The organism is Sutcliffiella sp. FSL R7-0096, from assembly GCF_038595065.1.
In the GTDB taxonomy this organism is placed as follows: Bacteria; Bacillota; Bacilli; order Bacillales; family Bacillaceae_I; genus Sutcliffiella_A.
Window position 1 is genome coordinate 1,533,474 of the sequence record NZ_CP152003.1, and the last position, 21,318, is coordinate 1,554,791.

Annotated in this window: 22 protein-coding genes; 13 read left to right on the plus strand and 9 right to left on the minus strand. The window is 42.0% G+C overall.

The window, feature by feature from the left end; all coding sequences use genetic code 11:
* Positions 1-189: 189 nt before the first annotated feature.
* Positions 190-873 (minus strand): lytic transglycosylase domain-containing protein, encoded by a 684-nt coding sequence (locus tag MKY77_RS07770; RefSeq protein WP_339149655.1) that lies wholly within the window; start codon positions 871-873, stop codon positions 190-192.
* On the minus strand, positions 870-1,481 hold the full coding sequence (locus MKY77_RS07775; RefSeq protein ID WP_339149656.1) for a CYTH domain-containing protein: 612 nt from the start codon (positions 1,479-1,481) through the stop codon (positions 870-872). The genes MKY77_RS07770 and MKY77_RS07775 overlap by 4 nt, the downstream gene beginning before the upstream one ends.
* 369 nt (positions 1,482-1,850) lie before the next feature.
* Between MKY77_RS07775 and MKY77_RS07780 the strand changes: the two genes are divergently transcribed.
* Genes MKY77_RS07780 through MKY77_RS07795 form a run of 4 tightly spaced genes read left to right on the plus strand, consistent with a single transcriptional unit; the run spans position 1,851 to position 4,599 of the window.
* A complete protein-coding gene (locus MKY77_RS07780) occupies positions 1,851-2,219 on the plus strand; it encodes a hypothetical protein (RefSeq protein WP_339149657.1) in 369 nt (122 codons plus the stop codon).
* Positions 2,220-2,234: 15 nt separating this feature from the next.
* Complete coding sequence (locus tag MKY77_RS07785; protein ID WP_339149658.1) at positions 2,235-2,867, plus strand: GTP pyrophosphokinase family protein; 633 nt, start codon at positions 2,235-2,237, stop codon at positions 2,865-2,867.
* A gap of 24 nt (positions 2,868-2,891) precedes the next feature.
* A complete protein-coding gene (locus MKY77_RS07790; protein ID WP_237661568.1) occupies positions 2,892-3,689 on the plus strand; it encodes an NAD kinase in 798 nt (265 codons plus the stop codon).
* 13 nt (positions 3,690-3,702) lie between these two features.
* Positions 3,703-4,599 (plus strand): RluA family pseudouridine synthase, encoded by an 897-nt coding sequence (locus tag MKY77_RS07795; RefSeq protein ID WP_339149659.1) that lies wholly within the window; start codon positions 3,703-3,705, stop codon positions 4,597-4,599.
* A gap of 135 nt (positions 4,600-4,734) precedes the next feature.
* Here MKY77_RS07795 and prpE read toward each other — a convergent pair whose 3' ends face one another.
* Positions 4,735-5,475 carry a bis(5'-nucleosyl)-tetraphosphatase PrpE gene (gene prpE / locus MKY77_RS07800; RefSeq protein ID WP_339149660.1) on the minus strand — a complete coding sequence of 247 codons (741 nt, stop codon included), beginning with the start codon at positions 5,473-5,475 and terminating at the stop codon, positions 4,735-4,737.
* 219 nt (positions 5,476-5,694) lie between these two features.
* Between prpE and MKY77_RS07805 the strand changes: the two genes are divergently transcribed.
* Entirely contained in the window at positions 5,695-7,758 is a 2,064-nt protein-coding gene (locus tag MKY77_RS07805) for a cation:proton antiporter (RefSeq protein ID WP_339149661.1), read from the plus strand.
* A 47-nt stretch (positions 7,759-7,805) separates the two neighbouring features.
* Here the strand turns inward: MKY77_RS07805 and MKY77_RS07810 are convergent, their stop codons facing one another.
* Both MKY77_RS07810 and MKY77_RS07815 read right to left on the minus strand, forming a co-directional pair.
* A complete protein-coding gene (locus MKY77_RS07810) occupies positions 7,806-8,225 on the minus strand; it encodes an exosporium protein D (protein WP_339149662.1) in 420 nt (139 codons plus the stop codon).
* 26 nt (positions 8,226-8,251) lie between these two features.
* Complete coding sequence (locus MKY77_RS07815) at positions 8,252-8,788, minus strand: exosporium protein D (protein ID WP_339149663.1); 537 nt, start codon at positions 8,786-8,788, stop codon at positions 8,252-8,254.
* A 197-nt stretch (positions 8,789-8,985) separates the two neighbouring features.
* On the opposite strand from MKY77_RS07815, the gene fabI reads away from it, so the two are divergent.
* Positions 8,986-9,756, plus strand: a complete 771-nt coding sequence (fabI, locus tag MKY77_RS07820; protein WP_168863942.1) for an enoyl-ACP reductase FabI — start codon at positions 8,986-8,988, stop codon at positions 9,754-9,756.
* A 328-nt stretch (positions 9,757-10,084) separates the two neighbouring features.
* Here the strand turns inward: fabI and MKY77_RS07825 are convergent, their stop codons facing one another.
* On the minus strand, positions 10,085-11,149 hold the full coding sequence (locus MKY77_RS07825) for a CotS family spore coat protein (RefSeq protein ID WP_339149664.1): 1,065 nt from the start codon (positions 11,147-11,149) through the stop codon (positions 10,085-10,087).
* 270 nt (positions 11,150-11,419) lie between these two features.
* On the opposite strand from MKY77_RS07825, the gene MKY77_RS07830 reads away from it, so the two are divergent.
* The 4 genes from MKY77_RS07830 (at position 11,420) to MKY77_RS07845 (ending at position 14,863) form a co-directional block, all read left to right on the plus strand.
* A complete protein-coding gene (locus MKY77_RS07830) occupies positions 11,420-12,559 on the plus strand; it encodes a glycosyltransferase family 4 protein (protein ID WP_339149665.1) in 1,140 nt (379 codons plus the stop codon).
* A gap of 34 nt (positions 12,560-12,593) precedes the next feature.
* Complete coding sequence (locus MKY77_RS07835; RefSeq protein WP_339149992.1) at positions 12,594-13,637, plus strand: CotS family spore coat protein; 1,044 nt, start codon at positions 12,594-12,596, stop codon at positions 13,635-13,637.
* Position 13,638: 1 nt separating this feature from the next.
* Entirely contained in the window at positions 13,639-14,112 is a 474-nt protein-coding gene (locus MKY77_RS07840) for a hypothetical protein (protein ID WP_339149666.1), read from the plus strand.
* A gap of 79 nt (positions 14,113-14,191) precedes the next feature.
* The gene (locus MKY77_RS07845) at positions 14,192-14,863 is read left to right on the plus strand and encodes a hypothetical protein (RefSeq protein WP_342515683.1); all 672 of its coding nucleotides are present in this window, start codon (positions 14,192-14,194) and stop codon (positions 14,861-14,863) included.
* 65 nt (positions 14,864-14,928) lie between these two features.
* Here the strand turns inward: MKY77_RS07845 and MKY77_RS07850 are convergent, their stop codons facing one another.
* From MKY77_RS07850 to MKY77_RS07860, 3 genes are read right to left on the minus strand one after another with little or no spacing between them, the layout of a single operon-like run.
* Positions 14,929-16,065, minus strand: coding sequence for a glycosyltransferase family 4 protein (locus tag MKY77_RS07850; RefSeq protein WP_339149668.1), 1,137 nt, complete (start codon positions 16,063-16,065; stop codon positions 14,929-14,931).
* Positions 16,062-17,018 carry an NAD-dependent epimerase/dehydratase family protein gene (locus MKY77_RS07855; RefSeq protein WP_339149669.1) on the minus strand — a complete coding sequence of 319 codons (957 nt, stop codon included), beginning with the start codon at positions 17,016-17,018 and terminating at the stop codon, positions 16,062-16,064. The genes MKY77_RS07850 and MKY77_RS07855 overlap by 4 nt, the downstream gene beginning before the upstream one ends.
* Positions 17,015-18,304, minus strand: coding sequence for a UDP-glucose/GDP-mannose dehydrogenase family protein (locus tag MKY77_RS07860; RefSeq protein ID WP_339149670.1), 1,290 nt, complete (start codon positions 18,302-18,304; stop codon positions 17,015-17,017). The genes MKY77_RS07855 and MKY77_RS07860 overlap by 4 nt, the downstream gene beginning before the upstream one ends.
* 205 nt (positions 18,305-18,509) lie before the next feature.
* Here MKY77_RS07860 and MKY77_RS07865 point away from each other — a divergent pair, with 205 nt between their 5' ends.
* The 3 genes from MKY77_RS07865 (at position 18,510) to MKY77_RS07875 (ending at position 21,246) form a co-directional block, all read left to right on the plus strand.
* Positions 18,510-19,328: a UTP--glucose-1-phosphate uridylyltransferase gene (locus MKY77_RS07865; protein WP_339149671.1), complete on the plus strand. Its 819-nt coding sequence runs from the start codon at positions 18,510-18,512 to the stop codon at positions 19,326-19,328.
* A 203-nt stretch (positions 19,329-19,531) separates the two neighbouring features.
* On the plus strand, positions 19,532-20,956 hold the full coding sequence (locus tag MKY77_RS07870; RefSeq protein WP_339149672.1) for an N-acetylmuramoyl-L-alanine amidase: 1,425 nt from the start codon (positions 19,532-19,534) through the stop codon (positions 20,954-20,956).
* A 98-nt stretch (positions 20,957-21,054) separates the two neighbouring features.
* Positions 21,055-21,246, plus strand: coding sequence for a hypothetical protein (locus tag MKY77_RS07875; protein WP_339149673.1), 192 nt, complete (start codon positions 21,055-21,057; stop codon positions 21,244-21,246).
* Positions 21,247-21,318: the final 72 nt, after the last annotated feature.

Genomic DNA, 21,318 nt, shown 5'->3' on the forward strand with positions numbered 1-21,318 from the left:
GAGCTACGCTTTCCGCGGGCAGTCCGGAAGCCTCCTCGGGCTACGCCCTGCGGGGTCTTCCATGTCCTTTCCTCCCGCAGGAGTCTTCGCTCCTTCCACTGCGATCAACTAGAGTATTTCATTATTTTAAGCTTTGTCTACACACTGAAACCACTGGTGCTATTAAGCACCAGTGGTTAGAGATTCACTTTAGGCATGAAAACTGTCGGTTACTTTTCGGATGTAATTCATCGTTTCCTTGAAAGGTGGTACTCCTTTATGCTTATCCACATTTCCAGGCCCGGCATTATATGCAGCAAGGGCGAGTGTGACATTGCCGTTGTATTTGTCCAGCATCTGACGGATGTATTTGGTGCCACCCATTATATTTTGCCTTGGGTCCATGGAGTTGGTTACCCCCAATCCTTTAGCTGTCAGAGGCATAAGTTGCATCAAGCCTGTTGCCCCTGCATGACTTACAGCAGCAGGGTTGAAATTGGACTCGTGCCGGATAATGGATTTGATCAGTTTCGGATCAACACCGTATTTTTCAGAGGCTTCCTTGATAATTTCGTCATAGTCAGAGCGTTTAGCTGGACTAATGTTCACACTTGGAACGGAAGCTTCTTCCAAGCTAACCGTGGCAACGGCCTGCAAATAGCTGGAATGTGCGTGATGGAGCGCCGCGTTATTTAGCGGATGTGTAAAGGGAAGGGGAGCGGGTTGACTAGAACTTTGTCCAGGCAAACCGGAGTTGCCATTACCATTCTCCAGAAAGCTTTCCAAAATAGATGCGAAGGGATGTTTAGATCCGGCGTTATTCAACGTTCCGTTTCCTTGAAAACTTTGCATTGCCTGCAGCTGCATCATAGACCTGAGCTGTTCTACGTTCATTTTGATTCCCCTTTCGCTGTCAACGTACACGCTTTTGCTTCATAAAACCGGACAATTTTGTTTTTAGTCTCACGAAGTGGAATGCCGTAAGAGGTCAGTAGTTCTTGAAACAGTTTTTCCCCTTCCGCATAATTTTTCACTTCAAACTCTACTTCAAAATCGCTAGTTTCCATGTAGTTGCTTTCATCAAGCACTAGAAGTCCATCCTTATAAGGAAGTTCCACCCGGTTTGTTTTTAGCGATCCGAAATAGAGCACTTCAGTAGGATCAACTTTTAGCTCGTCCTTTAAAATGGTCGAAATGGGTCCCTCAATTAACCCATCTGTTTCTTCCTTCATGGATAGAAATTCTTTTTCAGAAACTGTCTGGTGTGTTTCCAATAAACCCTCTGTGGCTGGTTGTTTCAGTGTAAGGGTGAAGTTGTCCCCTTTTTTGCGAACACGCAGCGCGCATCCTTTTTCTTTTAATGAAAAAGAGGGAGTATCAAAGTAGTGGTTCTCTTGAGAAAAAAAGTCTTCGGAATTCACTTTGAATGCCGAACAGAGAGATGTGAATTCATCAAAGGTCAGTAGATTTTTAAATTCTATTTCGATTTCCTGGTGGCTCATAATTTTACCTCTCCTGTTTTGTTATACTTCTATTATTACTTTGTTTTCCAGTGAAGGCAACGTTTAAGTACATTCCTTTAGGAATTCCAGTTTCCCCAGTTGATTGGAGTACAAGGTGTGAGACTCCACGAAATTGCTAACACATTTTCTTCTTGCGATGAATCGCTGCAGTAGCCTCCCTTGTCCTGAGGGAGATAGCGGTAGCTTGAAGACACCGCAACGAAGCAAGGAGGATAGGAAAGCGAACACTTGGAACGCAAGGAAGGAGGGAGTTAAGTTAAAATTGGGAAAAAGTGAGGTTTCCATTTCGTTGCAACATGGGAAATATGATAATATATGAATAGGATTTAGGTTTGGAAGGAGATTATTATGCAAAAAAGAATTGAAATCAAGAACACATCATGGAATGAACATCAACTTTTGCTGGAGGCCGATACGGTTTCTTTTCCGCTAGAGCAAGTGACCGCAAGCAATCAGATGCTGGTGGATTCAGATAACCTTGCATTCATTTACAAATTGGAAACAGCTACAGAATTTATTTATGTCAGTATCAATGACGATTTCTGGATGGACTTAAAGCAAGCATTGGAAGATAAAAAGGCTATTGTCCTTCTGGTGGATAAATTGGCGTTATTGCTGACAAATATAGAAGAAGAGCTTGGATATTTAATCGAAAATATTCGTGACAACGCCAATTACGGTGAAGAGATGGAGAGAAGAGTAAACGAGATTTTTTAAGGGGTTTGGCCAATTATGATACAACACTGGGATTTGTTTTTAGCGCCTTATAAACAGGCAATAGATGAGATGAAAGTAAAATTAAAGGGGATGCGCGGGCAGTTTATGATGCAATCGGAGCATTCGCCGATTGAATTTGTGACAGGACGGGTCAAACCTATAGCGAGTATTTTGGACAAGGCAACGCGCAAGGGGATATCCCTCGAAAAACTGGAAGATGAAATGCAAGACATCGCTGGCGTTCGTATGATGTGCCAGTTTGTGGATGATATACATAGAGTAGTGGAGATTCTGCGGAAGCGCAATGATTTTGAAATTGTCGAGGAGCGGGATTATATTTCTTCCAGAAAGAACAGTGGCTATCGATCCTATCATGTAGTGGTACGCTATCCGGTCCAGACAATTGATGGGGAGAAGAAGATATTGGTGGAAATTCAGATCAGGACCCTAGCCATGAATTTTTGGGCAACCATTGAGCATTCCCTTAATTATAAGTATAGCGGGCAATTCCCGCAGGATATAAAAGAAAGGCTTGTCCGTGCAGCGGAAGCGGCATACCTTCTTGATGCAGAGATGTCACAGATTCGCGGCGAAATCCAAGAAGCACAAGCTATCTTTTCACGAAAAAAAGAACTGGATTCGGAATAACGGAATAGGAATAGGGGTGGGAGTATGAAATTTGCCATAACCTCCAAAGGGGACTCGGTTTCAAATACATTGATGCACAAAATGCGAACATACTTGCAGGATTTTGATTTGACCTATGATGAAGACCAACCGGATTTGGTAGTCTCTGTTGGAGGAGACGGAACACTTCTCTATGCGTTCCATCGCTATCGCAGCCGCTTGGACAAGACTGCCTTTATCGGGGTGCATACCGGTCACCTCGGGTTCTATGCGGATTGGGTTCCAGAGGAGATTGAAAAACTCGTGATTGCCATCGCCAAAACTCCATATCAAACGGTGGAATACCCATTGCTAGAGGTCATCATACGATACATAGACGGGGGCCGTGAAGCTCGCTATTTGGCCTTAAATGAATGCACTGTCAAAAGTGTCGAGGGAACATTGGTAATGGATGTAGAAATCAAAGGCCAGCTTTTTGAAACCTTTCGTGGCGACGGGCTTTGCATCTCCACACCTTCTGGTAGTACGGCCTATAACAAGGCACTTGGTGGAGCCATTCTGCATCCATCCCTACCAGCCATACAGCTTGCAGAAATGGCTTCCATCAACAATCGGGTATTCCGTACCATCGGATCGCCACTTGTGTTGCCTCAGCACCACACCTGTCTATTAAAGCCGGTGAACGATGTCGACTATCAAATCACCATCGATCACCTGACTCTGCTGCATAAAGATGTGAAATCCATTCAGTGCAGGGTGGCAAAAGAGAAAATACGTTTTGCACGCTTCCGCCCATTTCCGTTCTGGAAGCGAGTCAGCGATTCATTCATCACGGACAAGTAAGAGGACGGTTTTCATGGAGAGATTTTGTTTAGTCTTTAAAGCAGGAGAGCGAGACGAAGGTAAACTACTTCGGGAATTTCTAAAAGAAAGGCAGATTTCAAAAGCTGCCTTGATCGATATAAAATTCAACGGAGGGGCGCTGCTTGTGAATGGCAGCGCCGTTACGGTGCGCTACATATTGCATGAAGAGGATACAGTAGAGGTGTTTTTTCCAAAAGAGGAACCAAGTGAAGATTTATTGCCTGAGAAGATGCCTCTTGATATCGTGTATGAGGATGAGTATGTACTGGTGATCAATAAGCCTGCAGGGATAGCATCCATCCCATCTCGTGAGCACCGCTTCGGCACGCTCGCCAATGGTGTATTAGGTTATTATCAGTCTGAAGGGATTTACGCTACCATTCATATTGTGACAAGGCTGGACCTTGATACGTCCGGATTGATGCTAATTGCCAAGCACCGTCATGCTCATCACCTCTTTTCCTTGCAACAGCGGGATTTCGGGGTGAAGAGGAGGTATGAGGCGTTGGTGCATGGGTTAATGGATCAGCGGCAGGGGACGATTGATGCTCCTATTGGTCGGAAGGATACAAGCATCATTGAGCGGGAAGTACGGGAGGACGGACAGCATGCTGTTACCCACTATGAGGTGCTTTGTGTTGGAGAAGGTTGGAGTCATGTTTCGTTGCAATTGGATACAGGGCGCACTCATCAAATCCGCGTACATATGGCCCATATCGGACATCCATTGCTTGGCGACAGCCTCTATGGAGGAGCTGAAATGAAGGGTATGCTGCGCCAGGCGTTGCATAGCTGTGAATTAAGCTTCTTTCATCCGGTGAAAGAGCGAGAGGTGATATTCCAGTGCGGTTTGCCTTTGGATATGAAAAAGGTATTGGGGAAGAGCTGACGTTCCAGGGGAATGTCAGCTTTCTTTTTTAGGGTGATGGCCCGTGGTCTGTCGGAAAATGGGGATCGCCCGATTCAACAAATGACTAGTTGGAGGGAGAGCCTCCGCCCTTTTCAATCCCCTCCTCCAGCTAAGCTAATCCCACAACTCTCGAAATTTCTCCTTCACAAACGGCATCCCGGAATCCACAGAAATCGTATCCATCTCAGGATAGCGCAGGGCGGAAAGCTTACCACCAAAAACCGCACCGGTGTCAATGTTTGCCGTCTTGTTTACCATTCTCACCTCACGGACCGGCGTATGGCCGTAGACGATCCAAGCATCTCCGTCATATTCCTGTGCCCAATCACGGCGGACAGGCATCCCGTTCTCATGGAATTCCCCGGTGATATCGCCATATAGGACAAAAGTTTTCACTTTTTTACCCTGCTTACCTATGTATTCCTTCTTGATGCCGGCATGCGCCACGATTAGTTTGCCATCGTCCAACACCTGATAGAGCGGGGCGTCATCATATAGTTTAATGAACACCTGCCGGAAGCGTTCCTGTTCCGCACCGGAAAGTGCCTCAAATTCAGCCACAGTCGTCTCGAGTCCATGAGTATGCTGCACTTTGTTTCCTAGAAGAAAACGATAGAGCTTGTTGCAGTGGTTGCCTGGTACATAATAGCCAAGTCCTGCTTCCACCAAAGCGTTAACGATTTTCACCACGCTGATTGAGTCAGGACCTCTATCAGTAAGGTCCCCGACAAAGGCAAGTTTCCTTTCTTCAGGATGTTTATACAAACCATTGCCTTCTGAATAGCCCAATTTCATTAGCAAGGCTTTAAACTCCTCTATACACCCATGTATATCACCGATAACATCAATTTTCATAAAGCAAGAACACTCCTTTTATACACATATCTATCCCAGTTTCCCCATACAAATGAGTGAGGAAAAAGGAAAAAGTTCATACTACTGTTAATATCTTCATTCTAACATTAATGTAAATTTTTCATGAAAAATTTATCTGATTACTGTTTTAGCGTAATAAAAACATGATATAATCTTTGCTTATTACATACAAAAATAGAACTGATTGGGGAAGATAGAATGTTTGAACTACCAATCAAGGAACCGGTATTAGTTTTTACAATAGCGATGATGATCTTTTTCATTTTTCCCTATTTCATGAAATTATTGCGGATACCGGGATTGATCGGACCTATTTTAGCCGGAGTCATCATTGGACCAAATGGGTTGGCAGTTTTAGAGAGAAGCTCGACGATTGAACTTTTAGGAACAGTTGGGTTGCTTTTCATCATGTTCATTGCCGGACTTGAGATGGACTTGGATGGCTTCAAAAAATATCGAAACCGAAGTATTGTCTATGGAATGCTTTCGTTTTGGATCCCACTTGCTGTGGGGACAGCTATTAGCTTATTGCTTGGTTATAGTGTGGCGGCAGCCATCCTAATCGGATCCATACTTGGGTCCCATACCTTGCTTGGCTATCCGATTGCCAGTCGTCTTGGAATTGGCAAAAGCAAGGCAATCACCACGGCAGTTGGTGGAAGCATCCTAACCGACACTTTTGCTTTATTGGTGCTTGCGGTTATTACAGGTGCGGCAGCAGGGCAACTAGATATCTATTTTGGGGTAAAATTGACTTTTTCCTTGATTGTTTTTGTGGCCATCATCTTTTTGGGAACACCGTTTTTATCGAGATGGTTTTTCCGTAACGTGGCGACAGAAGGAACAGGGGAGTTCATTTATGTCATGGTCATGCTATTCACAGCTGGATCATTGGCACTTATCGCAGGGCTGCAGCCAATCATCGGGGCGTTTTTGGTGGGTCTTGCCCTTAACCGCTTCATATTCGACCAAGGGCCGCTGATGAACCGAATCCGCTTTACAGCCAATAGCATTTTCATTCCGTTTTTCCTATTGTCGGTTGGTATGCTGATGGACTTAAGCGTTCTGATTGGCAACCCAAAAGCATGGGTCTTGACGATAGCGATAGTGGTTGGTCTATTGTTTAGTAAGTATATTGCGGCATTATTAACAAGTAAGTTCTACAAGTATACCAAGGATGAGCGCATGGTCATATTCGGTCTCACCACGCCGCAAGCAGCAGCAACACTTGCAGCAACACTTGTAGGGTTCAACGTGGGACTGTTAGATCAAGCAACCGTAAACGGGGTCATTATCATGATCCTCATTACTTGTATCTTTGGTCCGTATATGGTCGAAAAGTATGGACGTAAGCTTGCCCTTGAGGAAGAAATGAAGCCTGTCCAGAAAGGCGATGCACCGGAGCGAATCTTGATTCCAATCGCCAATCCGAAAACAATGGAATCCCTTATGGATCTGGCTTTTGTGATCCGCCAATCCAACTCTGTGGAGCATCCACTCTATGCACTAAGTGTGGTGCAACGTGACATGTGGGGAGCAGATGGCGATGTTGCCAAAGCAGAGAAGATGCTTGGGCAGGCCGTTTCCTATTCGAGTGGAGCAGATGTGCCGATTCGAGTCACCACAAGGGTGGACCGGAACATTGCCATCGGAATCAACCGTGCAATAGCGGAAGAGCGGATTACAACCCTTGTAGCTGGCTGGAACGGGGAGCGTACAGCACCACAGAAAATTTTTGGCGGTGTCATCGATCAGGTGCTAGATCAAACGAACGTATCTGTGCTGATCTCCAAGCTTGGTCATCCATTGAATACGACGAAGAGGATTGTGCTCATTTTACCAAAAGGAATCGACCATAAACCTGGCTATTGGGATGCCCTTGCCACCATTAAGTTGATTGCCAGCAATCTTGGAGCAACGATACATTGCTATGTCATCAAGGGTTTCCCTGATGTGTACAAAGCGCATATGCGCGAAATCAAGCCGAACCCTCCGACCGTCGTGGAATGGTTGGAGGGCTGGACGGCTTTATATGAAAATAAACTACCGACCTTACATCCGGATGACCTTGTCGTCGTACTTAGTGCCAGAAAAGGAACAACCGGCTGGCATCCGCAGCTTGAAAAGATTCCAGGTAAGCTTGCAAAAATAAATCCCGAAAGCTTCATCGTCTTTTACCCACGTGAGGAAAAAGAGGACCTTCGCGGTACACGTGGGACGGAGATACCAAAAGAGGTATTGCTTGGAAGGGATTACGATTAAAAAGTAAGAGAGTATGACAGAAATTATCTGCATACTCTCTTTTTTCATTAATTGTCACAACATATACAAAACGTTTTTTGTATAAAGACAGCTAACCTGCCAGGGACTATATCATCGGGATTACTTACTGATAAGCTTTCAAAATCTTCTACCTGAAAGGCGCGGGTTCCTCCTATGTCAGGGCCACCTGGAACAATGGCTGTAATAGGAAATCTGCTTCCCCGTGTTTGAATGGTTACCTCGAGGTCTACTGGACTTAGTTGATTCCCTCCTGGAACGGAAGTTAATTGCAGAAATGTTTTGTTATGATTACAGGTGTAGTCTTCAAAAACGACAATTCCATCTGACCCAGGTGGAACTTGTACCAAGTAAGGGATGTTTCCCGTTAAATTTGCTCCGGAACCAGCTACGGTATGCGTTTCCACTTTGCAGTCAGCCTTTGAATCATTGTGGTGCTTTCTTGTCATCACTTTACCTCCTTACTTTTTTCATTTTATTTGCAGGAACAACGTGTTTTGTTACTTTTGCAGCAAACGCAGAACGTCTTTTGAATAAAGACAGACACCGCAGCCTCACGTTGCCCTACTTCATCATTAAAACGGACGGACAGACTTTCAAAATCTTCTACCTGAAAAGCTCTCATACTCTCAATGGTTTGGCTCCCAGGGATGGTCGCTACAATCGGGATTCGGGATCCTCGTGTACGAATCGTTACCTCTAGTGGAAATGCTGGAAAAGCACCGCTCGGTTCAGATCTTAGTTGTATAAGCGTCTTATTGTGGTTACAAGTAAAATCTTCGAAAATAGTCTCTGTCACATTTGGTCTGAGTGAAACAAGGATGGGAACATTACCAGCTTGATTTACCCCAAATCCAGCCATCGTATGAGATTCGGTGAAACATTCTTGGTTAAGGTCCTTTTCGTATTTGTGAAATTTCTTACTAGAATTAAAAGAAGATTGATCAGATTTATAATGGTAGTAATGTAACGCTTTTTCTTTCTTGCTTTTTACATGAAAATCTTTAGACATATATATCCCTCCTATCAAAATTTACTAGTATTCCTATCAATACATTCTATGAAAACTATTAGAAAATGGTAGGGCTATAGAGGATAAAAATAAAAATGGACGAAGTGGATGGAAGATAAAGTTCGCATTTCCACAACTATATGCTATAATTATGACTAGGTACTAATAACTTATATAAATAGGAGGATATATATCCAATGAACTTATCCTTAGATGGTCGTACATATGTAGTAATGGGTGTAGCAAATAAAAGAAGTATCGCATGGGGTATCGCACGCTCCCTGCATGATGCGGGAGCGCGTCTTGTGTTCACTTACGCTGGTGAGCGCTTAGAAAAGAGCGTAAGAGAGCTTGCGGATTCACTTGAGAGAAACGACTCCATCGTTCTTCCATGTGATGTTACAAAAGACGAAGAAGTGCACACTTGCTTCCAGCAGATCAAAGAGGAAGTTGGCACCATCCATGGTGTCGCACACTGTATCGCGTTCGCCAACAAAGAAGAGCTGCAAGGCGATTACATGAATACAACTAGAGACGGATTTCTGCTTGCGCACAATATCAGCTCCTACTCTCTGACTGCAGTAGCAAAAGAAGCGAAGGAAATTATGACAGAAGGCGGAAGCATCGTAACCTTGACTTACCTTGGTGGTGAGAAAGTGGTTCCTAACTACAACGTCATGGGTGTAGCAAAAGCAAGTCTTGATGCAAGTGTGAAATATCTTGCAAATGACCTTGGAAAAGTGGGAATCCGCGTGAATTCCATTTCCGCAGGTCCGATTCGTACACTTTCTGCAAAAGGTGTAAGTGACTTCAACTCTATCTTAAAAGAAATTGAAGAAACTGCTCCACTTCGTCGTGTGACGACTCAAGAAGAAGTTGGAGATACTGCGTTATTCTTGTTCAGTAACTTGTCTCGTGGGATTACTGGTGAGAACATTCATGTGGATTCTGGGTACCATATTTTATAAATATTATTTCTTGCCCCCGTCTAAGACAGTATCTTGGGCGGGGTTTCTATGTTTATGGTTCGAGGAAATGCAGCAGTATCAAAAGAGTTTGTTGAGGGTGTGAGTGTGATAAATTTGATGCTGTTTGCTTGTTTGAATCTATCACTGTATAAAAAGGACATTTGAGTAAGCTATCGGAAATTAGAAAAAAAGCACTGAACTCTCCAATAATGAAGGCTAGCGCTTACTGATGAATGAACTTGCCATTGATATATCAATGAACTGATAAGCCTTACGCCCTATCACCTCAGTAAATATTGAAGTTTTCAATCTTTAGAGCGGAATAGATTTATTTTATCAATTGATTTAATGCACCAGACTTTATTCGCTCGTATTCGAATGCCTCAGCCAATTCTGTTTCCAAAAGAGGCGATTTCCTTACATATCTTTCGCGGATAACGTCGTAAAGCTCATATGGAAATAACATATCGATAAACATGATTTCCTTTTGCTTCTCAGTTAAAGGGGAGACAGATTCATATGCGTTGATCATGATATTAAATTGCTCTTCGTTCCAAACTCCCGTTGTATCCAATAGAGGAATAATCATTTTACGCAAGTCACGGATAGGCAGATCAAATGATACAGTATCAAGGTCAATTACCCAAATTTGACCGTCATCTCCCAGAAGCGAGTTCCCTGTTCCATAGTCTTGATGACAGAGGTTCGGCATTGCTTTTACCGTCCCCACCCAATCCAGATATTCCGATTCCACTAATCTTTTTAACGTATCCCGTCCTTCTTTTATGAAAAAATCTGCTTCCGCTAAGTAGAGTTTGGAAAACGGATCGTCCGGCAATGACTTCGCTAATATCTTCCAAGTCTCCATCTGCTGACAACGTTTAATGTAGTGATTTGGCCACCTACCAAGCTTTGTGAAAATAGGGACGCCTTCCGGAGGACGATACCCGACAGAGGCAGTATGAAATTCAGCCAATCCTTTCATGATAAATTCAAGATCTTCTTGAACGGTCAATTCAAATGGCCGTCCTTCTATCCACTCATATACGACAAATAGGAAAGGACCGTGCTTTGTGTAAAGAATCCCATTCTTGTTAGGGATGATACCTGGAACCCTCATTCCTTTTAATGCCAAGTAATTTTGTGCATTGATGGAAAACAGGGCTTTTTTCTCTGGTCTGTGTATCCTTTTTAAGCATATAGGGCCCTCGGTAGTATGGATTTTCCATACTATCGCCATTTGTCCTCCTTGTATCACTTCTACTGAATTTACGGTTACCTCCCAGTTCTTGATGATGGTTTCTGCAAGCGAGATAAGCTTTTGTTCTTCTTCCGGAGTCAGTAGATATTCCGCCGAATTTTCTTCTTGATTATGATTGTTATCTTCCAACAAATGTAACACCTTCCTCTTTAGAAGTCTGCTTATTATTTAGGTAACAGACAGCGTAAGATTGATTTTCCTTCCAATCAGGAAGGGACCTTTTATTTAAGGTATGGTCATAACGGAAGAAATGTTATTGAGAGGTATGTTTTTTTCACAAAATGCGTGCTAATTAAGGGATTCGCCCTTTTTCTCAAAAGAAGGAGAGGAAAAGGTACTTTTAATCCTGCTCATCCATACCATACTTATAAACTACCGTTTTTAGGTAAAAGGAGGTCACAAATGAAAATAGCCTATATTGCTACAGAAAAACTTCCGGTACCGGCAATTCGTGGTGGTGCAATTCAAATATATATTGACTCTGTTGCTGCCATTATTGGGAAAAACCATGATGTTACCATTTTTTCTATTCAGCATGAGGAACTGGAGAAGCAGGAGAAGAGAGGAAATGTACGCTACATTCGTTTTGACGAAAAAAATTATCTGACATCAATCATCAGCCATCTTCAACAAGAAACCTTTGATGTCATCCATTTATGTAATCGTCCTTTATGGGTGAAATCTGTAAAGGAAGCGACACCTAGGTCCAAAATAGTATTAAGTGTCCATAACGAAATGTTTACTTATGAGAAATTAAGTGATCACGAAGGAAAAGAGTGCTTAAATCTTGTGTCAAAAGTAGTTACAGTCAGTGACTTTATTGGAAGAACCATTACAGACCGATTTCCATTCGCAAAATCAAAAGTGAAAACCGTATATTCTGGAGTAGACTTGGACACATTCCAACCGCCATGGACTCCAAAGGGAGGACAGGGAAGAAGTAGTATAAGAAGCGAGTTGGGACTTACAAATAGAAAAGTCATTCTTTTTGTTGGAAGGCTAAGTAAGGTAAAAGGACCTCATATTCTGTTACAAGCTCTTCCGTCTATAAAAAAAGTGCACCCAAATGTCACGATGGTCTTCATTGGATCCAAGTGGTTTGGTGATGACCAGGTGAACAATTACGTGAAACATCTTTATACACTTGGTGCCATGTATCAAGAAAATGTAATGTTCATAAAGTTTGTTAAACCGGTGGACATCCCGAAATTATTTGCCATGTCAGATGTATTTGTATGTTCTTCCCAATGGCAGGAACCACTTGCAAGAGTCCATTATGAAGCGATGGCTGCCGGGTTGCCCATAATTACGAGTAAACGTGGTGGGAATCCAGAGGTCATCAATGAAGGGAAAAACGGATTTGTTGTTGATCAATTCGAAGATCCTGAGAGTTATGCGGCACTAATTAACACCCTATTACATGATGCCAATAAGAGAGAGAGATTAGGAAGGTATGGGCGTGAAAAAGTAGAGAGAGAATTCAGCTGGAAGAATGTAGAGCATAATTTGATGGCGGTGTATAAAGAAGCCACTGTTAATTAAAGAGAGGTGATGACTTTTGGAAGAAAATCAAGAGATGGAAAAAGATCACTTGAAACTAGTACTGGATTTTTATCCTTTTGATATTTCGGATGTCCGGCTTATATCGAGCAGAAGCGGGAGAACTACATGGGAAATTGATACCAATGAAGGGAAAAAGATTCTAAAGCAAGCAAGCATGAAACCGGAAAGAATGTTATTTATTGCGGGAGCTCATCAACATCTACACCAAAAAGGGCTACCCATAACACCGATTCATGAAACAAAAAATGGTGGGATCTGTATTGGTGCAGGATCGGTTAGTTATGTGCTGTTCGATAAAGTAGAAGGCAATGAAGTGATCTATTACAACAAAGAGCAAATGCTAAAGGCCATGGAGTTTGCTGGTAACTTCTATCAAGCTTCAATAGGGTATGTTCCGGCTGAAGAGAGTAAAACACGAGGCAGACTAGGCAAATGGCATAAATTATTTCGGTGGAAACTTCAAGAGCTGGAAGGAAACAAAACGATTGCCCAATCGTATCCAGATGATGCGTTTTCCCGATTATTTTTAGAGCATGTAGATGAAATGATTTCCAGGGCACAATCGGCTTTGGCTGCTCTGGAAGAACCAATATATACGGATATTTCCAGAGAGGTAAGTAGTTTGAAAGGCTTCTGTCAGCAAGATTTCACTTTAGCAAGATTTACAGAAGTGGAAGATGCCTTGTTTATGAAGGAGCTACACTCGGTAACCTATGATTTACCAACTCGTGATATACGAATTATTTTAAACAAAATGATGAAGAAGTTTTCTGTTTGGGATGAGAACCTTGTATTTGATTTATTACGCGCCTATCAAACAGCAAATCCATTGACAGAGGAGTACTACCAAATTCTCTCAATCGATTTGAAATTTCCCCATCTTTTTTGTGCGATTGCCCATAAATATTTCTTAGCCCAAAAAAGGTCATGGTCAGATGAAAAATATATCTGGGCATTGCAGAATATTATTGCACTTGAAGAGTCCAAGGGCACCTTCCTAAATCAGTATCCTTCCATTTTTAAAGAAATCACTTCTACAAACAAGGAGGGAAACTAAAATGGCGGAAAGTCCTAAAATACCAAAATTGGAGCTGGGGAAATTCACCTTCTCGCCTCCAGGTCCAATGGGATGGAATATGGCGGAATATGAGAAAATGTTGCAAAATCCTGATCAACTCGTATTAAACGAGACAACTGTTAATTCTCAGTTGCACTCCCTGCTAAAGCACGAATTAGTAGAGTTGTCGATGAGTGGAGAATTGAAGGATCAGGAACAGGTAGCGATAAAAAAGGAACCTCTTTCTGAAGATCAAGAAGTAATTGACCAGAATATAATTTTGGAAAATGAAGAAGTAGCCGAACCTGATTTTTCTTCAAACAATGATGAGTTAAAAGAAAATGAAGAAATTTTTGAGGAAGAAGAAATCCCGGCTTCCAAAATAAAAGTAACCATAATCGTAGAGGAAAAAGCCCTAAAGCTACCTTGGATTGCCTTTAAGTCAACCTCTAGTCCAAAAAAGCGCGGAAATTAAAAAATGTGTTCATTAAAGGTCTAGGTAATTGCATAAATTGGTAATATATCAATTATTTATGTGAGTAGGAGTGAGAAGAATGTCAAATGAATTACGGAATGCACAACTGAAACTTGATTTTGACAAAGGTTTTAGTTTATCTCCAGATCTTAGTGCAGAAGAAGCTTTAGATACACTTTTGAAAGCTATTAGAGATGGAGAAGTAGCTGAGGTGAAAATCGCCGCAGAGTATAGCGATGGTTTCGAGAAGGATTATCATGATGAAGACGAAGACGAAGACGAAGATGAAGAAGCTGAAGATGTAGTAGAAGCTGAGGATAATAACAGCGAAGACGACGAAAATGACGAAGACGAAGAAGACGAAGAAGACGAAGAAGACGAAGAAGACGAAGAAGACGAAGAAGACGAAGAAGACGAAGAAGACGAAGAAGACGAAGAAGACGAAGAAGACGAAGAAGACGAAGAAGACGAAGAAGACGAAGAAGACGAAGAAGATGAAGAAGACGAAGAAGACGAAGAAGACGAAGAAGACGAAGAAGACGAAGAAGACGAAGAAGACGAAGAAGACGAAGAAGACGAAGAAGACGAAGAAGACGAAGAAGACGAAGAAGACGAAGAAGACGAAGAAGACGAAGATGATGAAGAAGACGAAGACGAAGAAGACGAAGAAGACGAAGAAGACGAAGAAGACGAAGAAGACGAAGATGATGAAGAAGACGAAGATGATGAAGAAGACGAAGAAGAGGAATAGAGTAATACAAAATAAGTGCCGGAATCCATTAAAAGGGAATCTGGCACTTTTCTGTATGATCCAAACTAGAGGAAAGCATTCTCATATACAGACATAAGGCGATCGGCTACGTGTTTGAAAGTGAAGTTGACCTCAATGAATTTTCTTCCATTATGGCACATCCATCCACAAATTTCCGGCTCTTTGAGTACATAATTAATGACATTTGCAAAAGCGGAGGGATTGCTGTAATCGTCTATTATAAGCCCATTAAAGTTATGGAGGACCACTTCTGCATTTCCCCCCCGGTTGGTTGTAATCAAAGGGATTCCGGCTGCCATTGCTTCATAGTGCACTCTTGCTAATGGTTCATTCCATTGTGAGCTGCATACAAACACATCTCCTGAGATAAAGGCTTCATGAATCAAATTTGCAGGAATGTATTTTGTGAATATCACTTTATCCTTTAACTTCTGTGCTAATTTGTATAGCGTATGCACATATCGATTCATTCCATCATCACTGAACCATTTCCCTCCAACTACCAGCAGAACAAGATTTTCGTGTTTTTTTTCTAATCTTTGCATAGCCTGGATTAGGAGGTGCGGGCCTTTTGTTTTACTCAAACGTCCAACAAAAAGTATGACTTTTTTATCGTCAAGATTGTACCTCTTACGGAAACTACTCCTCAGCTGATGCCATTCCTTACTTTTTATTAATGGATAGGAAGATAAATCAACACCGGAGTACACCACTCTTATTTTCTCTTCTGCTTCGGGGAACCGTTTGATAATCGTTTGTTTAATATAGTTACTGACCGTCGTAATGGCACTAACGACCTCCACCACTTCTTTCCCTTCAGCTTCAGCAAGTTTTTTTTCCGAAAACATATCATTGTGTAGACTTAAGATAAATTTACTTTCAGGGGCAGATTGTTTATATAAAAGGACATTCTTTGGTCTGTTACATACATGAATCACATCAAATTGATGATGAATCAGTTCGTTGGCCACGTGGAACCGATACTCTTCCCGTGGAAAGCGGATATATTGGACACCATTTTCTTCTTCACGATCTGGAAGTTCTGGATCAGAGACAGAAAAAATGGTCAAGTTATAAGTCTTTGAAAGATAAGGGGTTACCCCATCGATCATCATTTGAATGGCCCCTCCTTTTATCGAGGGGGCCGGAAGCTTCTCTGTACAAATAATGGCTAATTTCATGTCAACACTTCTCCATATAAGTCCTTCAAATAATGGTATTCCCTTTCCAGTCCATCGGTTAAGGAGGTTAAAGGGGAATAATTAAGCAGTTTCTCGGCTTTTCCAATATCGGCCCATGTGTGTTTTGGCTCACCTTTTACCGTATCAGAAAAAGAGAGAGAAGCTTTTTTTCCTGTAATATGTTCTAATAATGCGATGATTTCCAGTACAGTTGCTCTTTCTTTGCCACCAATATTAATAGTTTCACCAATTGCATCATCCGATGTTAATGCCGCTTTCGTTGCTGTCACACAATCATCGATATAGGTAAAATCCCTCGACTGCAACCCATCTCCAAAAACAGTGATTGGCTGGTTCGTCAGTAGTTGTTTGATGAAGCGATGGAAGGCCATGTCAGGTCGCTGTCTAGGTCCATAAACGGTAAAGTAGCGCAATATGACAAGAGGAAGCCCAAAGCTTTTTGAATAAACTCTACATAAGTGCTCCCCGGAAAGCTTTGTTATGCCATAGGGGGACAATGGTTCTGTAAATGCTCTTTCTGAAACCTTCCCAGCTTTTTCTCCATATACCGAGGAGGTGGATATATAGATGAATCGCTTAATGTTGTAATCTTTCGCCGCTTCCAAAAGGCGTTGTGTCATAAGGATGTTATGGTTCACGTAAGGGGTAAATTCTTCTCCCCAGCTCGTTCTCACTCCAGGTATTGCGGCCAGGTGATAAATGACATCCACCCCATTTAACAGTTGATGAAGGTCACAGTGTACTAGATTCAAATCTTGAAAGGTGAAGAAAGGGTGTTTTCTTAAGGCATGAATATTCTTCTTTTTGATGGATGGTGGTGTAGGGCCGATGAAGGTATCCACTCCGATTACTTCGCAGGTTGGCTCCATTAGAAGTTTTTCACATAGATGGGAGCCTATAAAACCTGCAGCTCCCGTAACTAAAACTTTCATCCACGTCCAACCCCTTTATAGTTCAGTCCATATCCCAATACTTCCTCCTTATTCATACAGTTTCTGCCGTCGAGGATTAAATTACCCTTGAGATGTGCTTTCACATGCTTCAGGTCTAGTTGACATATCTCCGGCCAATCTGTGGCTATGATGACCGCTTCTGAATCAATATAGGATGATTTTAGTGATTTATGTTGTGTGGCTAAATGACGCAAATCAGCCGGTAAAAAGGCCTTAGGATCATAGGCATGAACGTCGGCTCCCAGGGAATGCAGCTGTTGAATAAGTGCTATCGCAGGGGAATGCCTTGTATCATCTGTATTCGGTTTAAACGCTATTCCAAGGACAGTCACTTTTTTATCCCGGATAGAAGGAAGGTCTTCCTGTAATTTTTTTATATAGCAATCCAGTTGGCTGGAATTTACTTCATGCACTGCATCCAAAATGGGGGTGCTGACCAATTTGGCAACGGCAATATGCTGTAATGCTTGTAAATCCTTCGGAAAACAAGATCCACCGTATCCTATTCCAGCCTGAAGAAAAAGTGGGCCAATCCTTGGATCCGCTCCCATGCCTTTTGCAACATCCGTGACATCCGCCTCATATAAGTCACAAATTCGGGATATTTCGTTGATGAATGAAATTTTAGTGGCAAGAAAGGCATTAGATGCATATTTGATCATTTCTGCTCCATTCCAGCTTGTAACGATAAATGGGGCGCTTAAAGGTTGATAGATCTCCTTTGCTATCGCTTCGGAGCGTTTATCATCATCTGCTATCCCTACGATCGTTCTATCTGGATGGAACATATCTTTTATTGCAGAGCCCTCCCGCAAAAATTCAGGGTTTGACACGATGTTATACAGGGAAGGGGATACTCCCTTTGCCAGCAGAAAATGGTGCATTTTTTGATTTGTCCCAGGTGGCACGGTACTTTTAATAAAGATAGCTTTATAACTATGAAGATATTGTGCAATGGTTGTGAAGACAGAATAAAGAAAACTTAAATCAGGGCTTCTGTCTATTAAACTAGGAGTTCCGACTGTCACAAAGATGGCGGTACAACTCTGAATGGCATCGGGTAGATTTGTTGAAAAAGTAATTTTTTCGTTATTTTTACAGATTAATTCCTTTAATTGCGGTTCGTAAATGGGGACATTCCCTTCTTGAAGCTTTTGAATTTTATCTGAATTGATATCCACACAATGAACACGATGTCCGAATTCCGCCAGTACGGCAGAGGTGGTGAGCCCTACATAACCGGCTCCTATAATGCATATGTTCAAGGCTTACACTCCTTTTGGGTTTAACCAATATAAAACCAGGCAATTTCTCTTACTATACTATTACAGGACAAAGACGGATTGTGACGAATATACCGCCCAAATAGAATGAGGGAATATGAGTATAACGCCCTTTTTCCATAAGACAACATTCTGGTCTATTAATCATGAATACGATATGAAAAAGACGGGAAATGAGGGGTTTAGTGTGGTTAAAAAAGCGATAATACCAGCAGCAGGCTACGGGACACGGGGCTTACCCATCACTAAGGTACTACCAAAAGAGATGTTTCCGGTAGGTTTAAAGCCTGCTATCCACTATGTGGTGGAGGAAGCTATCGAAGCCGGCATTGAACAAATATTGATGATTGTATCAAAAAAGAAAAACATGATTGTCGATTATTTTGATGAATCATTAGAGCTTGAGGCATTTCTGGAGAGGGAAAATAAACATCATCTTATAGACATCCTTCCAGTTCCCCCAATACCGATTCATTATATCCGCCAACCATATGCTAAAGGGCTGGGAGATGCAATAAGGCTTGGTAAGCATTTCATTGGAGATGAACCATTTGCTGTCCTTTTGCCTGATGATATTATGCTTTCAAATAAGGAGCCAGCGTTAAAACAGCTTGTAAACCAGTACAATAAATTTAATAAATCAATCATTGGGATAAAAGAGGTAGAGGAATCAAAATTGAAGCATTACGGTGTGATAAGTGGTTTGGAAAAGGGAAAAGGATTATTTAAATTGGATGATATAGTAGAAAAACCAAGTAAGAATGCGCCTTCCAATTATGCAGTGATTGGGAGATATGTTTTTTCTCCTGCGATTCTTTCAATATTAGATCAAAAACAACAACCTTCAGCAGGTGGAGAGCTACAGCTAACTGATGCAATCAAAGATTTATTATCACAAGAAGAATGTTTTGGAAAAGTTGTTGACGGTGAGCGGTTTGATATTGGTATTTATGAGGAGTATTTAAACTTAGTCAATACTCTCCAGCAAGTAAAGAAAAAGAAGTAAAGATGTCAGGTCATTTCTGACATTTTGTTCTGAAATAAAATGGGACGGGCTATAGCCCCTCTTATGTGATTACATACTTTGATAGAGTTGCCTCGGGCACAATACTTCTAATTAATCTCTAAAAATAGACTGCGAACTCCCCATTCACCCAATCCCTCCTCCCAAATCTAGCATATTCTATAGCATAAGGAGGGAATAATCAAATGAAATTGATAGTATTAGACCCTGGACATGGTGGACAGGATCCGGGGGCTGTATTTCAGCGGCTCCAAGAAAAAGTAGTAAACTTAGATATTGCCAAACGTGTGAGAGCATATATGGAGAAAGAATATGAAGTGAAGGTGTTGATGACAAGAGAGGGAGATTCCACTGTCAGCTTGGAAGCAAGAACTAATCTCGCTAACTCAGTAAAAGGGGACTTCTTCTGCTCCATACATCATAATGCTGGTGGAGGGACGGGTTTTGAAAGTTATCGGTTCAATGGTACAAATACCTTTTCTAGTAAATCAAAAACTTTTCAAGAAATCATTCATAGGGAAGTCATTAATGTAGTTACTGGGAAATACAATAGAAGAGATAGAGGGATCAAAGCGGCGAACTTTCATGTGTTAAGAGAAACATCCATGCCGTCTGTCCTATTGGAAATCCTGTTTCTGGATACAACCGAGGATCGTGCACTCATCCAGCATGAAAGCTTCAAGGAGGATGTGGCGGCAGCAATCGGGGAAGGAATCGCAAAAGCTTTGGCCCTGCCAAGGAAGGTGACCACCAATTTGTATAAAGTCATTGCAGGTTCTTTTAAGGATAGAAAAAACGCAGAAGCAAGATTGGGATTTTTGCAACAAAAAGGAATCAGTGCTTTTGTTGTAACGACGAAACTGAATGGCGCACCATATTTTCGCGTGCAAGCGGGTGCATTTAAAGAAAGGGAAAATGCGGAAAAACTTGTAGAATCAATCAAGAAGCTTAGAACAGAAGCGTTTATACTTGTCGAAGCTACCATGCCGTCAGCACCTGTGCCAACACCTGAACCGACTCCCGCTCCACCCACTCCCCCTCAACCTGATCCAGAGCCGAATGGTGTATCCATTGAAGGGCAGTCGGTAATGAAAGCAGAAGAACTTGATGCCTTCGTGAAGACCATCAACCCCAATGCCCCATTACTTGGTGATTACTATATTGAACTGGGAAAAGCCTACAATATTCGTGGTGATATAGCGTTCGCCCAAGCCATCCATGAAACAAACTATTTCCGATTTACAGGGGTTGTAAAGCGAGACCAAAACAACTTTGCAGGAATCGGGGCTACAGGGGGGGAAGTGAGAGGAGCAACATTCCCCACTAAGGAAGAGGGTGTACTCGCTCATCTTCAGCATCTTTATGCCTATGCGAACCGTAAGCCTTTGCCTCCGACCTATCCAAAGGTAGACCCGCGCTTTGACCTTGTAACAAGAGGAATTGCTCCCGGCTGGTTTGACCTGAACGGTCGCTGGGCAGTACCTGGTAACCAGTATGGCCAGCTTATTTTGAAAATTTATGAAAGAATGCTAGAAGAGACCATCACCGTTAAGCAAGAGGAATTGGAAAAGATGAGAGACGTGCTGGTGGAAGTAAGAAGCTATCAATAAATCTTTCTGTTACTTTCCAATCTTATAAATCACTCATGAAATGTCTACTTGCATGCATATGTATTTACGAAAGCAAAAAATTCAGGAGCGTGATATATATGTCCAATGAAGTGTCCCATGCGGACTTAAAGGTGAAGTTTAAAAGCGGATTCACCCTTTCCCCGGAACTGAGTTTAGAAGAAGCGTTGAATGAAGTGTTAAAAGCAGTTAAGAGCGGAGAGGCCAAAGAGGTTAATATTGCGGTTGAATACTATGATGATGGTTCCGGTGATTTGATGGAGGGAGAGTAAGAAGATTACCTTGACTCTTTAACAGCTTGCTAATAATAAAATAGAATTAAACCGGGGACTTTGCCCCGGTTT